Source organism: Lactobacillus amylolyticus DSM 11664, assembly GCF_000178475.1.
In the GTDB taxonomy this organism is placed as follows: Bacteria; Bacillota; Bacilli; order Lactobacillales; family Lactobacillaceae; genus Lactobacillus; species Lactobacillus amylolyticus.
The window spans coordinates 1-15,213 of record NZ_ADNY01000061.1; the positions used below are offsets into that span (position 1 = coordinate 1).

The window sequence follows — 15,213 nt, forward strand, 5'->3', positions numbered from 1 at the left end:
TTCGCTTTTTTGTGTTATGCCACATATTTAAACATGGACGCTCAAGATAAAGCAGAAAATTAATTCATTATTTTAAGATCATATAATAGCAATTGTATTTGCGCCAATTTTTATGTATTGTAATAAACAGAGAGAACGATAAATTTTAAAGCGAAGGAAAATTTGTTTTGAAAATCAATTTAAAAGACTTAACTGAAAAAATCGAAAATCAAGACTATATTCAAGATTTTGAAACCGTAAAATACGCCCAAGTAAGCAAATCCAAGAAAAAGCTGACAGAATATGCCACTAAGATGGTGAAAGAAGTTGCTGCCGCATTAAAGCATAATTCTTTGGTGCAAACGCAGCTGGCCATCGATGGTCAGCGGCCAGTTACTTTTGCTTTGGAAACTAACATCATCAACTTGCCTTACAGCAATTACAAGAAGATTTCCAGCTTCTTTGAAGAAGATCAAGAATATCCGCTCTATGTTTACTTCGAAACCCGTTCGGAATACATCAACGTTTCCGGCTTCAGAATCGACCAATTGGCTACAGAAGAGGAGATTAACGGGGATGCGGATGCCGTGATTGCAAAATTGGTTGATGCCATGACAGAAAAACTAAAGCAAGTACGCGAATACGAAAAGCCGGCTCCAGTTAAAAAGAGCACGGCTAAGACCACGACCAATAAGAAAAAGACAACCACGCGCAAGAAAAAGAGCAGCAAATAGCCGATACAAAAAGGGCTGATCATTTGGTCAGCCCTTTTTGTTTGGCAAAATTAACTAATCTTGCTTTTTATGCAAAATGAACAAAAAGCGAGGAGAAAGAACGAACAATACCTCCCCATCTATTGATGAGGGGATGCATTCGGTCTTGCTCCTTCTTTTTTATTTCTTCAATTTAATGGTATAATAATTATGTCGATACAGACAAATATATCAACAGTTGGGACGATAATCAATGGTTAAAGAATATCATACTTCTTCCAGCGTTTCTATCTTGATCTATCACTTGGTTTGGGTAACCAAATACCGCAATAAAGCCTTAGATCACGAAACCAGACGAATGCTGGATCGGAAGATCAGAGAAATACTTGAAGAAAACTCCTGCAAGGCGGAAGCCTTAACGGTCATGCCAAATCACGTTCATTTGGAAGTGGCCATGCCACCGTGGATGTCGGTTACAGTTTTAATCAAAAAGCTGAAAGGAACGACCGCTCGCTGGCTGTTCAAGCAAAAGCCGGAGCTAAGAGAGCAGTTCTATCATCATCACCTATGGTCGCCATCCTATTTTGCACGCACCGTAGGCAACTGTTCGGAAGAAACAATCAAGCACTACGTAGAAACGCAATGGGAGCGTCCGTATAAGTAGCTAAGGCAAAGGAAGTGAAAGCAATGCGCCAGCAAAGCCAGCAGAAGGAAAATGAAGTCAAATTTGGCATTAACAGTGTCCGTGTTTATCCTACGGATGAGCAGAAGGTCTATTTTGTCAATCTTTTTGGTGCTAACCGCTGGTTCTGGAATCAGATTAAAGACATGACGGATAAGCGCTATAAAAATAATCCCCAGCTTTCTTTTCCTTCCGTTTCTTCATTAAAGCGCCTCTTGCCCCGTCTAAAGCAGGAACAGGAATGGCTCAAAGAAATCGACTCGACTTCTTTGCAGGCTACGGCAGAATACTACTGCAATGCGCAGGAAGCCTTCTTTAAGCAGAAGCCTAAAGGCAGGAAACCGCCTAAATTCAAATCACGTCACTATTACATGCAAAGCGCTACGATTAAAAACGTGCATTACCGCTATAAGCTTAAGAAGGATAATACGTTGCACGAAGGCGATCAGATTCATGTAGTTGATCCGCACACTTTGCAGGTTGGCAAGAAGCTTTCGCTGCATACCAGCTCTTTGAAATGCTTAAAGGGCTGTACGATTAAGCGGATGATGATTAAGTATCGCCAAGACTTAGACCGTTTCTATTTAAGCTTTACCGTGGTTAAGCAGAAAAAAGACCTGCCTAAGTATGCGGAAAAGATAAAGAAAACCGGCAAGGCGGTCGGCATTGATGTGGGCTTAGGCAAGGAATGGCTGGTCACCAGCGATAAGCACCGTTGGAGCGTGCCCGATACTTTTGCTCTTGAGAGACAAAAGAACAAGGTACAGAGCCACTTTGACCGCAACCGCAGTGCGATTGAAAAACGAGTAGCACGTTTCAACCATGAGCATAAAGAAACCAAGAGTGAAAAGTATGATTTTCAGAATTGGCAGAAGCTCCGCAAGACTAAGAGCAAGTATCAGCTAAAAATAGCCAATAAACGCTATGATTACCTGCAAAAAGTTACTACTTGGCTGGTTAAGCATTACGATGTCATTGCCATTGAGGATTTGAAAACCAAGAACCTCATGCGCAATCACAAGCTTGCTCACAACATAGCCAATGCAGGCTGGAGAATGTTCAGACAGATGCTTGAATACAAGTGTGAGTGGTACGGTAAAAAGCTGATTGTCGTAGCACCGCAGTATACCAGCCGTATCTGCTGTGAATGCGGTAAAAAGAATCCAGCGTTCAATCATATGAAAACAAGGGACTGGCTGGCAGTGCGCCAGTGGGAGTGTCCGTTTTGTCACGCACAGCATGACAGAGACGTTAACGCTTCAAGAAACATTCTCAAACGTGCCCTAGCATAAAAATAAAATACAGGTATGGACCGTACCTTGCTAAAATAGGCAGACCGCTACTTTCGTGCAGGCATTGAAAAACTGTTGTCGTGCAACCAAGTTGCCCACGTTTTTAGAAACGGAGAAAGCAAGTCATAGCTGTTCGCAGAATCTCTTGTGTAAAGAGACCACCCATCTATTGATGGGTGGAAGGTCATTGTATTTAGTTAAAGCGTTGCGGTCGGCGTAGTAGAAGAAGTCTTCAAAGTCGGCACTCTTGATCAAGCCTTGCTGCATGATGCTGCTGATGCTGTCCTCGTCTTCTGGATATGGCGTAGGGAAGCCCAGGATACATTGCGTTGAAAGAAGTAGCCCGGATTGCCAGCTTGGTTAATTCGGTCGTTCTGACCAGCTTGCCTTCGCCGAACAAATGCAGCGGAGCATAGAAGCCAGAGTGGTAAATCGCCATTTCCATGAAGGAAAGCGAAATCTTTAAATCTTGGTAAGAAGGAGTAATCAAAATATACTTCTCTTTCATTTCATGTTGCGGAAAATCGTCGCTGATTTCATGTGCGACCAAGCCTGTCTTGACGACAAATTTTTTCATTTGGTCGGTTATTGAATAAAATGCTATTGCTGCCATGGTTTTGCTTAATTATTCCTATATTTCATCACTATTTTGGTATAATCGTTAAGCACTTTCAAATATGTAACCCTATTCAAAAAAATTTTTTTACAATATAATAGTCTTAACTAGGAGGAACTATTAATGATTAGCTGGAACTTACTTGGAATCCTTATTTGGGTCATCATCATTTTATATTTGGTTTTCATTATTCAAAACATCAGGCAGCGCCGCATCAAGATGATTATTAAAGAGCATAAGCGCTTCAGCTGGCCGAACATCTTGCTGGACGCAGTTGAAATCATCATTTTCCTGGCCGCCGGTACCTGGATGCTCAGTGAGTGCTTTTTTGATAATCCGAATTTGGAAGACAAGAGCCGGATCACCAGCACGGTGAAGTATGAACCGCTGATTATGAGTACGGGCGGAACCGGAAATTCCAGCTATGTTACGATTAATTCGGCTAAGAAAAAAGTTGGTTCGCAAACTTATACTTTTTACCGGTCAGGCACGAAGACGACGGTATCAAGCGACTACGCCTCCGTTTCTTATGGCAAGCAGCCAGTCAGCGTTAGCTCGGAGCGAATTCCATATGTGAAGAAGGAATTGTCTGAGATGGACAAAAAGTATCAGCGTGCTTACGTTGCCATCTACACGGCCCGTTACAAGAAAAACTGGCAGAACGGAATTGGCCTCCATGCCGGCAGGATTGCTACGCAATATTATTTGATCAGAATTCCGGATGCAAGTTTTATCAAGCAAAAATAAATTAGCACAAAAAAGCGAGGATTATTCCTCGCTTTTTTTGATTTGAACCAATAAATTTCCTTCAACAAAGCCTAGAATCAGGCTCGCTGTTAAGAAGTCCATCACGTTGCCGGATGAATATGCAGCCGCCAGCATGAAGACAATGGCAGCTAATAATGAAGAAATCAGGTAGCTGTGCACGCGCTTATCCGTCAGCCATTTGAAGGCGCCATAGAGCAGGATAACGACGTATGGTCCCACAAACAGCAGCATGCCGGCCCAACCTAGTGAATAAACTTGGGAGATGAAGTCCCGCTCCAGGTTGAAGATGTTGTTTTGCCGCATGTAGGAGATGCCGAAGACTTTGTCTAGCCGGTTGTTGTTGGTTTTAACAACCTGGTTGAGCATCATCTGTTCCAGGTGTCGGTTCTGCATCCGCAATTCGCCGTTTTCGCGCATAATGCCGAGCCAGAATTCCGGATCATATTGATAAGGATAGCTCTTGAAGACGAACTTTTTGTTTAGGGCATAGGCTTTGTAATTCTTCTTGATGAAACTACGCAGGAAGGCCTCGCGTTTGGCACCGGTTGGGTATTTTGCCAAGCCCGCCTTTAATTCGGCCTTTTCTTGAGTTAAATCATGGTCGGACTGCTGCGCTAATTGGATTTCATAATTGTAGCGCTGGATCGCTGGGCCAAAGGGCAGAATGACCAGGGAGGTGATTTCGATCAGAATCGCGGTGATCAAAGCCTTGCCGCTGGACTTGATATTTTTAAAAGCATAGCGGTGAAGCAGATAAAGCAGAATTCCAATGCCGATTCCGCATAAAAGCCCGATGGCTGCGACCTTGGCCCCGAGTTCGATCATGGCCAAGGCTTGGACACTGATCAAGCCCGCCGTTTTCCAATTGAAATTGCTGAAAAGGTAGTAGAGCATCAGCGGCAGAAGCATGAACAAGACTGCAGCAACCATGTTGGTGAAGTTGAAGAAACCCTTTGAGGCCATGTGGGAGTAGCCGATGTTGGGGTTGACGAACCATTCAAAAATGTTGGCGGAGATGAAGCCCGTCTCATATGACCGCAGCGAGATTACGAACAGGTTGCTGATCACGATCGTGCCGGAAAAAAGCCCGGACAGCCATTCAATGACCAGGCACAGGTCGTGCTTGTCGAATTCAACCTGCCGCGTGAAGTAAATGATCATTAGCGGCAAGATCATTCTGATTAAATAGAAGATTTCGCCGAACATGGAGTAGCCGTAGTCATTTGGGTTGACGCTGGTAAAAGTGCGCACGTGCCACAGATGCAGCACGGAATAGATAACCAGCAGCACCAGGTAGGCGATCAGCCATTTATCGCGGCCCAATTTTTGCCAGTTTTGCTTTTGACTGAAAAACATGCAGAAGATGGCGAAAACGGCCAGGATTCTGATGATCGTCGGCAAGGTGAAGGGCAGAAGGTCGGCCAGCTTGCCGTGGTAGAACCAGTACAGATCCAAAAACGGCTGGATCAGGATGAAGTAGAAGATAATTTTTTTCGTTTTTTCTTTCATTAATGAACTCCTCGTAAAAATACTAGGCTCATTTTAGGCAAAAAAAGAACAGGGATGCAAGACCCCTGCCACTGTTTTTGCTAATAATTATTTTTTGTCCTTTGAAGCAGGCTTCTTAGTATCCTTCTTGGCTACTTTTTCAACCTTGACTTCATTAATTAAAGCAGTCTTGCTGTTCTTAACAGCACGAGCAGCTTTTAAGTTCTTAAAGTTAACGACGATCTTATTGTTCAAATCGCTGACTGCAGTTTCATCAATGGGATCATAAGAAGTGATAGCTAAAAGAGCGGAATTTTCGTAAATCTTTTCAACCTTACCTTGGAAAGGCTTCTTAAGTTCTTCTTCGGACTTGCCAGTAACGATAGCTCCAACCTTCACATTGGCTTTTTTCATTTAAGAGACTTCCTTCCTATACATATTCTTACATAAGAATAATACTCTTCTTTTTTACAATAGTAGAATGTTATTATAAAAAGACAAAGTTTACAAGGAAAAGAAACAAATGAAGAAAATTATTTTAATTGCGGGTCCGTCCGGCGCGGGCAAGACCACGATTTCCAACTATCTGAAGCGAAAATTTGGCATTCCTCGCGTTGTCACCCATACCACCCGGCCCAAGCGTCCAGGCGAAGAAAATAAGGTGGATTATTACTTTGAAGATGATGCCAGCTTTGCCCAGTTGCACTTTTTTGAACATGTAAAATATGGCAAATATCAGTATGGCTCAAGCAAGGAAGCATTGCACAAAGCTTGGCAGAGCAATGATTTAGTGTCTTTAATCGTTGAAATAAATGGCGTCAAGTCTTATGTTACGCAGCTGAAAAATCAGGTTTATTTCTTATATGTTACAACCTCGTCAAAAGATGAGTTGAAAGAGCGGCTCATTCGGCGCGGCGACAGCCTTGAGAGCGTTAAAGAGCGCTTGAGCGGCGAAGAGTTGAATGAATTGCCGGATGATTTAAAACCATATGCCCACATCTTAATAAACGATACTTGGGCCAAAACAGCAGAGCAGCTCGATGGCTTAATAGCAAGCTTTATGCATTCTTAGTTACAAAACATTACACAAAATAAAAGCATTTAAATTTTTTCTTAACGCGTTGGTATTTTTTTTGACATATTCATGTAACATTCACCATGTAATATATAAACCGTCGAGTAATTAAGGTCTAAAAAGATCAAATTTATCAATTCGTTAAGGAGAAAATTAATTTTGAAACGTAGTTTAGTAAAGTTCGCAGCAGTTTTATCAGTATTTTTCGCGGGTACCTCATTCATCAATGTCCCATCAGTTAGCCACGCTCAAGAAGTTCAAGCCGCTACTGTTACCCAGGAGCGTAAGGCAGTTGTTTCTCTTGCTAAGAAGCAAGTCGGCAAAGCTTACGTTTACGGTGCAACCGGTCCTTACAGCTTTGACTGCTCAGGTTTGGCATTATACGTTTACAAGAATGCTGTTAATGTAACTTTACCAAGAACTACTTACGGTCAAGTAACCAAGGGTACTCGCGTATCTTTGAGCAACCTTGAACCAGGCGACTTGTTATTCTGGGGCTCAGCTTCAGCACCTTACCACGTAGGTATTTACATCGGTAACGGTCAATATATTCACGCAGCAGCTCCAGGTCAAGGCGTTATCAAGGCTACCTTGAGTTCATACTTCTACCCATCAGCTGCAAAGCGTGTTTTGAAATAATAATGTTAAAAAATTAATTATCTCATCATGTAAAAAAGAACCATGAAGCAATAGGCTTCAGGGCTCTTTTTTACGCTCCGGTATCACTTTTGAAACATTTTTTACGTATTGAATGAACCACATACAGCGGATAAAAAGGGAGACTCAAGGTCAATGGATTTTGGCTAAGTACACTGTTAAAGCAAGCAGTGCTTCATCAACTAAGACTGCTACCGTAACTGCCAAGAAGAAGACTACAAAGAAGTCATCTCAAGCTACTGGCAATGCCGCAGCTGTTGTTGCTTTGGCCAATTTTGAAGCAGGCAAGAGCTATGTTTGGGGCGCAACTGGTCCTAACAGCTTTGATTGTTCTGGTTTAACCCAATACGTTTATGAAAAAGCAGCAGGCATCAACATTACCCGTACTACCCATCAACCACTAGACATATCCTTAGTTAATCAACAGAAATATAAAGGAAAAGAGCTTGAGATAATTTCTCAGGTTCTTTTTTTGCATTTGAAATAAAAGGCCGAAGTAGCTACAATTGGTATTGTATCTATATATAAGATGGCAGTGATGCCATTTTTCGCTACCAAAGAGGACAAAAAATGAAGCATAGATTATTAAAGCTGGGAGCAGCAACAGCAATTTCTGTTACTGGTCTTGGGACATTTTCCTCATTGAAACCGGTCGCTGCTTCTACTTTCAAAACAGCGATTAAGCGGGTTAAGATCTCTTATTTGCCGGGTAAAGGCGTTAAGATCTGGACCTCCTACAATTCAGGCTGTTTCTTAGGCTACCAAGCTAAGGACGGTACCGAATGGAATGTTGTTAAGACTGCCGTTGATAAGAAGGGCAATCTTTGGTATATGGTGGGCGATGACGAATGGATCCAGGCACGTTACACAGTCGACGTGGATTCTAGTTCCAGCACCACTACGACCAGCAAGAAGACGACGAAAAAGAGCAGCAAGAAGGCCGCTTCTGTTAAGAAGGCAGCGGCGATTGTTTCTAAGACTGCAAAGAAGACTAGCAAAACGACTAAGACTACAAAAACTGCAAAAGCCAGCAGCCAGGTACCAACCAGCGCTGCTTCGACAATTGTCAGTTTGGCTAATCAAGAAGTTGGCAAGACTTATGTTTGGGGCGGAGTTGGTCCTGACAGCTTTGACTGTTCCGGCCTTGTCCAATATGTTTATGCGAAAGCTGGCGTGAACTTGCCGAGAACGACTTATGATCAGGTCAAAGTGGGAACAACGGTTTCAATGAGCAATTTGCAGGCCGGCGACTTGATCTTCTGGGGTTCAACAACAGCTCCATACCACGTCGCTATTTATGTTGGCAATAACCAATACGTTGATGCGGCTACGCCAGATCAAGGGGTAGTGCTGCAGACGCTTAGTTCATACTATTACCCATCGATTGCTAAGCGGGTATTGTAGAGATAAAAATAATCCACAGGCATTAGCTTGTGGATTATTTTTTCTTGCTTGCAGCTTTCTTCGTCTTTTTAGTCACCTTTTTGCTGGTTTTCTTCGTGGACTTCTTTGAAGTCGTCTTCAGTGTGCTCTTTTCTCTGAACAATCTGAAGCTGTAAGTGTAAATGCTGCCGATTTGTACTTTGTACTTATGCGTGTTGACGATCTTCATGGACGCACTCGGCTTGAAGGTAATTGCGGCGCTGTAGTCGGTACCATAGTTGCGGACGCTTGTAGCCGATGAGGCCGTGAGCACGCAGCGAAGTTTGAGCTGATTGTGTATAAGTTAGTCTGCGTATAGTTGGTGGTGTCCAGCTGATGGTAGGCAGCTTGGAAAGCTTTGACTTTTTTAGCTTCTGACGAACTGTAATTTGCTGCTTGGACTTCGGTAGGAGCGCTAATAATAGCGACACCGGAAGAAGCAAGGAGCACACTGGCAGTTAGAGTAAGAAAGAAACGTCTGATTTTCATGTGAGGCCTCTTGTATAGCAAGAATCTATCAAGTTATTTGTTACCTTTATTATAGCAAAAAATAGATCATCCTTGATGTTAAGGATGATCTATTTGATTTATTAAACTAAAAATTCCTTAAAGCGATTCTGATCCGCCGGAGCAATATTCGCCGTCACATACACACCATCGTCGCGATAATCTTCATCTTGCACCTGCGCATGCTCATGCAAATACGCAAGAAGCTTGCCATCTGCGAGCGGCAACTTTAAATTAAATTTATCGTAATTGCTGAAGACGCGCTTGACGATTAGATTTGCCAATAATTTGATTGAGCGTTCATCAATTGCGGAATAAAGAATGTCATCGCCTTCGATTTGCGGATAATTGCGGTCCGTCTTATCAGCTTTGTTGTAGGCGGTGATGGTTGGAATATCTTTAACGCCTATTTCCCCTAAAACTTGTTGCGTTGTCCGCACCATTTGAATCATGTTCGGGTCGGATGCATCAACCACGTTGACCAACAGATCGGCGTCTTTAGCTTCTTGCAAGGTTGCCTTGAATGATTCGACTAAGTTATGCGGCAATTTCGAAATAAAGCCAACCGTGTCCGACAGAATAAAACTGAAATTATCCTTCATGTCGATCCGGCGCACGCTGGTGTCAAGCGTCGCGAAGAGCATGTTCTTTACGAAAACCTGCTTGTTGGCACCTTCGTCGCTGAACGCCTTCAGCAGTCCGTTCATCGTGGTGGATTTGCCGGCGTTGGTGTAGCCGACTAAGGCTACTTTAGGGATGCAGCTCTGGTTGCGCCGACTAGCCTTAATCTCTTCTTGACTAGCGACCGCCTTTAGTTCCTTCTTGATTGCGGAAATTTGTTGGCCGATTGTTCGGCGATTCATTTCAAGTTTTGATTCACCAGCACCACGGTTGGCGAAGCCACCGCCACGCTGCTGGTCCAAGTTGTTCTCTGAAGGGTGCAAGCGCGGCAATTCATATTGTAAGCGTGCAAGTTGCACCTGCAATTTAGCTTGCTTGGTGCGGGCACGGTTTGAGAAAATCTCAAGAATAAGTTCTGTTCGGTCGACTACGCGCAGCTTCGTGAGCTTCTCCAGATTCCGGATCTGGACGGGCGTGAGCTCGTCGTTTAAGACCAGCACTTTGGCTTTCAAGCCATGTGCCATTGCCTTAATCTCATTGATCTTGCCGAGACCGAAGTAAGTTCCGGCCACGATGTTCTCCGCGTTTTGTCTTGCTTGCCCCACGACTTCCATATTGTTGGCTTCCGTTAGGTTGGCCAATTCCGTCATGTAATACTCGAAGTTAGGGTCATTGAGGTTTACCCCAGCGATAAATGCTTTTGTCTTTTTGGGTTGATTATCAATCATTTAGTCACCCACCTTTTTTATCTAAATTATAATTATATTCTATTACATAGGCTATATAATAGGCAGAAAAAGACTTCTTTTTTTATTAAAAATCCTGTGAAAAGGCTTCAATAGCTAGTCAATTGACAGGGATGGTTATATAATTAAGAAAATTGAAAAACAAAGTTTTATAAAAGGGATAATAGAATAAATATGGCAGAAGAGAAAAAACGAGAAGATATCCAACAACAGCATAAGCATCATTACCACCATCACAGACATCACCACCGCAAGTTTTGGCGCGTGTTCTGGATCGTGATCGGCCTTGTGGTCGTTGTTGGACTTTTTGTTGCCGGAATGGCATACAAAAATGTTCGTGACGCGACTAACAACATGTATACGCCGGTCGATAAGAACACGGCAAGCAACAAGGGTAGAACTTTGGACAATCTGCTTGCCAAGAAGCAGCCAATTAATATTTTGCTCTTGGGTACCGATACCGGTGCGATGGGACGTAAGTGGAAAGGTCGGACCGATACCATTATGATGATGGCCATTAATCCTAAGACTGAATCAACCACGATTATGAGTATTCCGCGTGACTCCAACGCGATCTTCCCTGATTACCCACAATATGGCGTAACCAAGATCAACTCCGCTTACACGCTTGGCGGCGTTAGCGAAACTATCAAGACGCTAGACAAATACTACAGCGTGCCAATTGATGGCTATATCATGATTAACATGGGTGGCTTGGTGAAGGCCATTGATCAAATTGGCGGTATTGATGTTACTTCACCACTAACATTCAACAATATGGGCTATTCCTTCGTTAAGGGTAAGACTTACCATATGAATGGTAAGAAGGCATTAGCCTTTTGTCAGTTGCGTCATGGTGACCCTAACCAAGACTATGGTCGTCAGCAACGTGACCGGTTGGTAGTGATGGCCCTTCTTAAGAAGTCAATTTCCCCTTCAACTTTGCTTAATACGAAGTTCTTGAATTCAATTTCAAGTGAAATGCAAACTGACTTGACGATGAGCCAAATGTACAAGATCGGGAGGGATTACCGTAAGGCTACCGATAATTTGGTTCAAGATCACGCACAAGGTACAAGCAAGATGACTAATAATCCGAAATTTGGCCCAATGGAAATTGAGGTTATCAGTCGAGCCGAACGCCAACGCGTATCTAATAAGTTGAGAAAGGCGCTTGGCTTGCCAACCGTAACTGTTAAGAAGAACAGTGCAAGCTATGTAATGAGAAATAATTAAGGATTAGATGGATGGACAATCAAAACAAAAATACAGATTCACAAACAATTGATTTAACGCATTTGCTTCAAATTTGCCGCAAGCATATTTGGGCTTTGATTCTTTGGAGCGTTGGTTTGGCCTTCTTGGGCTGGGCCGTTTCTAGCTTTATTATTTCACCTAAGTATTCAGCTAGTGCTCAGCTGCTGGTTAACCAAAAAAATAAAACAGATCCCAATACCGCTTATGTGACCCAGCAGGCCAACATGCAATTGGTTACTACCTATAAGGATATTGCCACTAGTCATGTTGTCTTGACTGATGCGTCAAAACGCTTGGCCAACCCAGTCAAAGTTGTTAAAAAAGCACAACCAGCAAATATAAAACTAAAGCAAATGGCACAAGAGTTTTAGTTAAGAAGGCCCAACCGGCTGTCATCGAAAGATCAGGCAAGTCTTACAGCATTTCAGCTGGTGAATTGGCCGGCAGTATTTCTGTAACAACCCAACAACAATCACAGGTCTTTGCTATTAATGCAACCGCTAATACGCCTGAAAAGGCAAAGGTAGAAGCTAACGCGGTAGCTGAGGCTTTCAAGGCACAAATTCCTAAGATTATGAACGTCAACAATGTTACGATTGTTGCCCCAGCCACTAATGGTAAACAAACTTCACCTAACGTTAAACTCTTTACCTTAGCTGGCTTTGTTATTGGATTAATTTTGAGTTTTGCCATTGTCTTGATCAAGGAAATGTCTAATACCACTGTTCGGGATGATGACTACTTAACTGAGACATTAGGCTTAACTAACTTAGGTCAAATTGCCCACTTCCACGTTGCTTCATCATTCAAGATTAACAGCGGCAGAAAGAGCAATAAGAGACGTCGGGTTTAATGAAAGGAAACGCAAATGGCTTTATTTAGAAAAAAACGTGGTACTAATGAGACCATGAAAAAAGGTGCTCAATTGATCACTGTCGCGGATCCTAAGAGTCCGGTGTCAGAACAAATTAGAATCGTTAGAACTAACATCAACTTCATGGCGGTTGACCATGATATTAAAACAATGGCTTTTACTTCAGCCAACATCAGCGAAGGTAAGTCAACGGTAACTGTTAATGTTGCTGTTACTTATGCTCAAGCTGGACGCAAAACCTTGTTAATCGATGGAGACCTTCGTCGGCCAACCTTGCACTCAACTTTTAATATGAGCAATCAACGTGGTTTGACTTCAGTTTTGACTTCTGATGCCAAAGAAATTGATCTGGATGATGTGATTCAAGACAGCGGCGTTGATAACTTGTCAATTCTTACCTCAGGTCCGATTCCACCTAACCCAGCTGAATTAATTGGGTCCAAGCGGATGCAAACCTTCATTGAATTGGTCCGTGATCACTATGATGTTGTCATCATTGACTTGGCTCCGGTATTGGCAGTTTCCGATACACAAGAACTTGCTAGTCACCTTGATGGCGTTGTTTTGGTTGTTCGCCAAGGTGTCACTAAAAAAGCAGCTATTAAACGTTCTGTTGAAATGCTTAAGTTTGCTAAGGTACGTATTTTAGGCTATGTGATGAATGATATTTCTTCGTCCAACGCTGGTTATGGCTATGGTTACGGCTACGGATATGGCTATGGCTATGGTTACGGTGAAGAAAAAAAGAAGAGTTTCTGGGATAGATTCAGATCATAATGACTTTAGTTGATATTCACTGTCATATCTTGCCAGGAATTGATGATGGTTCCAAAGATTGGAAGACCTCATTGAAGTTGGCAAGGGATGCAGTTAAAGATGGCGTTACCCACGCGGTATGTACGCCACATACCTTAAATGGAAGATATTTAAATCATAAAGAAGATGTCATTAAGTTAACTGACGAATATCAGGAGCGACTTAAGGAAGCGGGAATTCCGTTAACGGTCTTCCCAGGACAAGAGGTTAGAATTTCGGGTGATTTGCCCCAAGCTCTAGAAGATGATGCCATCCTCTTCTTAGATGAAGATGGCAGATACATGTTATTGGAATTTCCAAGTGATGATGTTCCGACTTATTCGCAAGATATGATCTTCAAGGTAATGCAAAGAGGGATTACGCCGATTATTGTTCACCCGGAAAGAAATAATCGGATCTTGAAGAAACCGACGATCTTGCAGGACTTGATTGAACAGGGATGCCTAGTTCAAATTACGGCAAGTTCATATGTCGGAACTTTCGGTAAAGATATAGAGGAAATGAGCCGAAAATTCATTGAAGCAGGACAATGTGCTTGTTTTGCTTCGGATGCGCATGATTTGCCAAAGAGACAATATGAATATAGCGAAGCACTGGAAAAATTGAGCAACGAATTTGGGAGTGAAAGAGCTCAAGAATTTCGTGATAACGCGCAAGCGATTGTCAATGGCGATGACGTGCAACTCGACTGGCGACCATTAAAGAAAAAGAAGAAGTTTTGGTTGTTTTAAACTGATATAGATTTGAGTAGAAGCATTATTCTTATGATGGAGAGTAGAATGAATGAAACAGAAGAAAATGCAAAAGAAATTGCTAACCATCATGTTTATCATTTTTTCAAGAGAGTGACAGATATAGTGATAAGTGCAATTGCTTTGATAGTGCTATCTCCGTTAATCTTAATTTTAGCAATTATCGTTTTTGCACAAGATGGGCATAGTCCGTTTTATCGACAAGTTAGAATTGGGCTACATGGTAAACCATTCAGAATGTATAAATTTCGCTCAATGATCTACAATGCAGATAAAATTTTAAAAAAAGATCCTAAATTATACAAAAAATACGTTGATAATGGATTTAAACTTCCAGAAGGTGAAGATCCTAGAATTACTAAGATTGGGGCCTTCTTAAGAAAAACTTCTTTGGATGAAATTCCACAGTTTTTGAATGTTTTAATTGGTGAAATGAGCTTGGTAGGACCACGACCAATAGTAAAAAAAGAATTGGTGGAATATGGTGATCGGTTAGAAGAATTCTTATCAGTAAAACCAGGTGCTCTAGGTTTATGGCAAGCTACTGGTAGATCAAATATTGGTTATCCTGAGCGTTGTGATGTTGAGTTGCAATATGTTGAAAATGCTTCGTATTGGTATGATATAAAAATTTTCTGTGCTTGTTGTATAAGTATTTTAAAGAAAGATGGAGCTTTTTAAAATAAGAAAGGTTGCGTGTTTAAAATTAAAACTGTAATTATGGTTGCTGCTCATAAGAAGTTTCCTATGCCACACTCAGAGGGATATTTACCAGTTTTAGTAGGTGCGGCTAAAAATTATAAGCCCGGCATTAAATATCAAAGAGACGACGAAGGAGAAAATATCTCTTCTAAAAATCCAAACTATAATGAATTGACGGCAGTTTATTGGGCTTGGAAAAATTTGAAGGATGTAGACGCAATTGGTCTTGTTCACTATCGTCGTCTC

General features: G+C 42.1%; 17 protein-coding genes and 2 pseudogenes. 14 read left to right on the forward strand and 5 right to left on the reverse strand.

What is annotated here, in order from left to right; all coding sequences use genetic code 11:
- Window positions 1-167: 167 nt before the first annotated feature.
- The 3 genes from HMPREF0493_RS06830 (at window position 168) to HMPREF0493_RS06840 (ending at window position 2,666) form a co-directional block, all read left to right on the forward strand.
- Window positions 168-713 (forward strand): hypothetical protein, encoded by a 546-nt coding sequence (locus HMPREF0493_RS06830; RefSeq protein WP_006352588.1) that lies wholly within the window; start codon window positions 168-170, stop codon window positions 711-713.
- Window positions 714-945: 232 nt separating this feature from the next.
- On the forward strand, window positions 946-1,356 hold the full coding sequence (tnpA, locus tag HMPREF0493_RS06835) for an IS200/IS605 family transposase (protein ID WP_006352589.1): 411 nt from the start codon (window positions 946-948) through the stop codon (window positions 1,354-1,356).
- A 23-nt stretch (window positions 1,357-1,379) separates the two neighbouring features.
- On the forward strand, window positions 1,380-2,666 hold the full coding sequence (locus tag HMPREF0493_RS06840; RefSeq protein ID WP_006352590.1) for an RNA-guided endonuclease InsQ/TnpB family protein: 1,287 nt from the start codon (window positions 1,380-1,382) through the stop codon (window positions 2,664-2,666).
- Between the two features lie 232 nt (window positions 2,667-2,898).
- Here the strand turns inward: HMPREF0493_RS06840 and HMPREF0493_RS06845 are convergent, their stop codons facing one another.
- Window positions 2,899-3,279 (reverse strand): ferritin family protein, encoded by a 381-nt coding sequence (locus HMPREF0493_RS06845; RefSeq protein WP_006352591.1) that lies wholly within the window; start codon window positions 3,277-3,279, stop codon window positions 2,899-2,901.
- Between the two features lie 126 nt (window positions 3,280-3,405).
- On the opposite strand from HMPREF0493_RS06845, the gene HMPREF0493_RS06850 reads away from it, so the two are divergent.
- Entirely contained in the window at window positions 3,406-4,029 is a 624-nt protein-coding gene (locus HMPREF0493_RS06850) for an LVIS_2131 family protein (protein WP_006352592.1), read from the forward strand.
- A 21-nt stretch (window positions 4,030-4,050) separates the two neighbouring features.
- On the opposite strand, the gene HMPREF0493_RS06855 is transcribed toward HMPREF0493_RS06850, so the two are convergent.
- Window positions 4,051-5,559, reverse strand: a complete 1,509-nt coding sequence (locus HMPREF0493_RS06855; RefSeq protein ID WP_006352593.1) for an O-antigen ligase family protein — start codon at window positions 5,557-5,559, stop codon at window positions 4,051-4,053.
- 87 nt (window positions 5,560-5,646) lie between these two features.
- Entirely contained in the window at window positions 5,647-5,952 is a 306-nt protein-coding gene (locus tag HMPREF0493_RS06860) for a DUF2187 family protein (protein WP_006352594.1), read from the reverse strand.
- 103 nt (window positions 5,953-6,055) lie between these two features.
- Between HMPREF0493_RS06860 and HMPREF0493_RS06865 the strand changes: the two are divergent.
- From HMPREF0493_RS06865 to HMPREF0493_RS06880, 4 genes and pseudogenes are all read left to right on the forward strand, one after another.
- A pseudogene (locus tag HMPREF0493_RS06865) lies at window positions 6,056-6,610 on the forward strand (guanylate kinase); the annotation flags it as partial.
- A gap of 162 nt (window positions 6,611-6,772) precedes the next feature.
- Window positions 6,773-7,252, forward strand: a complete 480-nt coding sequence (locus HMPREF0493_RS06870; protein WP_006352596.1) for a C40 family peptidase — start codon at window positions 6,773-6,775, stop codon at window positions 7,250-7,252.
- A gap of 160 nt (window positions 7,253-7,412) precedes the next feature.
- Complete coding sequence (locus HMPREF0493_RS06875; protein WP_050776645.1) at window positions 7,413-7,757, forward strand: C40 family peptidase; 345 nt, start codon at window positions 7,413-7,415, stop codon at window positions 7,755-7,757.
- Between the two features lie 83 nt (window positions 7,758-7,840).
- On the forward strand, window positions 7,841-8,674 hold the full coding sequence (locus HMPREF0493_RS06880; protein ID WP_006352598.1) for a C40 family peptidase: 834 nt from the start codon (window positions 7,841-7,843) through the stop codon (window positions 8,672-8,674).
- A gap of 34 nt (window positions 8,675-8,708) precedes the next feature.
- Here HMPREF0493_RS06880 and HMPREF0493_RS08670 read toward each other — a convergent pair whose 3' ends face one another.
- Entirely contained in the window at window positions 8,709-8,966 is a 258-nt protein-coding gene (locus tag HMPREF0493_RS08670; RefSeq protein WP_040457387.1) for a hypothetical protein, read from the reverse strand.
- A gap of 316 nt (window positions 8,967-9,282) precedes the next feature.
- Window positions 9,283-10,548 carry a GTPase HflX gene (gene hflX, locus HMPREF0493_RS06890; RefSeq protein ID WP_006352601.1) on the reverse strand — a complete coding sequence of 422 codons (1,266 nt, stop codon included), beginning with the start codon at window positions 10,546-10,548 and terminating at the stop codon, window positions 9,283-9,285.
- A 192-nt stretch (window positions 10,549-10,740) separates the two neighbouring features.
- On the opposite strand from hflX, the gene HMPREF0493_RS06895 reads away from it, so the two are divergent.
- The 6 genes and pseudogenes from HMPREF0493_RS06895 to HMPREF0493_RS06920 form a co-directional block, all read left to right on the forward strand.
- Window positions 10,741-11,802: an LCP family protein gene (locus HMPREF0493_RS06895; protein WP_006352602.1), complete on the forward strand. Its 1,062-nt coding sequence runs from the start codon at window positions 10,741-10,743 to the stop codon at window positions 11,800-11,802.
- A gap of 11 nt (window positions 11,803-11,813) precedes the next feature.
- Window positions 11,814-12,676: pseudogene (locus tag HMPREF0493_RS06900) on the forward strand (YveK family protein).
- Window positions 12,677-12,691: 15 nt separating this feature from the next.
- Window positions 12,692-13,474 carry a CpsD/CapB family tyrosine-protein kinase gene (locus HMPREF0493_RS06905; RefSeq protein WP_006352605.1) on the forward strand — a complete coding sequence of 261 codons (783 nt, stop codon included), beginning with the start codon at window positions 12,692-12,694 and terminating at the stop codon, window positions 13,472-13,474.
- Window positions 13,474-14,244 carry a tyrosine-protein phosphatase gene (locus HMPREF0493_RS06910; RefSeq protein ID WP_006352606.1) on the forward strand — a complete coding sequence of 257 codons (771 nt, stop codon included), beginning with the start codon at window positions 13,474-13,476 and terminating at the stop codon, window positions 14,242-14,244. The genes HMPREF0493_RS06905 and HMPREF0493_RS06910 overlap by 1 nt, the downstream gene beginning before the upstream one ends.
- Window positions 14,245-14,292: 48 nt before the next feature.
- Entirely contained in the window at window positions 14,293-14,946 is a 654-nt protein-coding gene (locus HMPREF0493_RS06915) for a sugar transferase (protein ID WP_050776646.1), read from the forward strand.
- Between the two features lie 39 nt (window positions 14,947-14,985).
- Window positions 14,986-15,213, forward strand: a 228-nt coding sequence (locus HMPREF0493_RS06920) for a DUF4422 domain-containing protein (protein ID WP_428829110.1), incomplete at its 3' end; no start/stop codon positions are given.

What these genes read in the sequence shown, in the direction of transcription:
- HMPREF0493_RS06910 (WP_006352606.1), top strand. Translation starts at nt 13,474, where the DNA reads ATGACTTTAGTTGATATTCACTGTCATATCTTGCCAGGAATTGATGAT.
- HMPREF0493_RS06880 (WP_006352598.1), top strand. Translation starts at nt 7,841, where the DNA reads ATGAAGCATAGATTATTAAAGCTGGGAGCAGCAACAGCAATTTCTGTT.
- hflX (WP_006352601.1), bottom strand. Translation starts at nt 10,548, where the DNA reads ATGATTGATAATCAACCCAAAAAGACAAAAGCATTTATCGCTGGGGTA.
- HMPREF0493_RS06915 (WP_050776646.1), top strand. Translation starts at nt 14,293, where the DNA reads ATGAATGAAACAGAAGAAAATGCAAAAGAAATTGCTAACCATCATGTT.
- HMPREF0493_RS06895 (WP_006352602.1), top strand. Translation starts at nt 10,741, where the DNA reads ATGGCAGAAGAGAAAAAACGAGAAGATATCCAACAACAGCATAAGCAT.
- HMPREF0493_RS06845 (WP_006352591.1), bottom strand. Translation starts at nt 3,279, where the DNA reads ATGGCAGCAATAGCATTTTATTCAATAACCGACCAAATGAAAAAATTT.
- HMPREF0493_RS06850 (WP_006352592.1), top strand. Translation starts at nt 3,406, where the DNA reads ATGATTAGCTGGAACTTACTTGGAATCCTTATTTGGGTCATCATCATT.
- HMPREF0493_RS06855 (WP_006352593.1), bottom strand. Translation starts at nt 5,559, where the DNA reads ATGAAAGAAAAAACGAAAAAAATTATCTTCTACTTCATCCTGATCCAG.
- HMPREF0493_RS06860 (WP_006352594.1), bottom strand. Translation starts at nt 5,952, where the DNA reads ATGAAAAAAGCCAATGTGAAGGTTGGAGCTATCGTTACTGGCAAGTCC.
- HMPREF0493_RS06840 (WP_006352590.1), top strand. Translation starts at nt 1,380, where the DNA reads ATGCGCCAGCAAAGCCAGCAGAAGGAAAATGAAGTCAAATTTGGCATT.
- tnpA (WP_006352589.1), top strand. Translation starts at nt 946, where the DNA reads ATGGTTAAAGAATATCATACTTCTTCCAGCGTTTCTATCTTGATCTAT.
- HMPREF0493_RS06905 (WP_006352605.1), top strand. Translation starts at nt 12,692, where the DNA reads ATGGCTTTATTTAGAAAAAAACGTGGTACTAATGAGACCATGAAAAAA.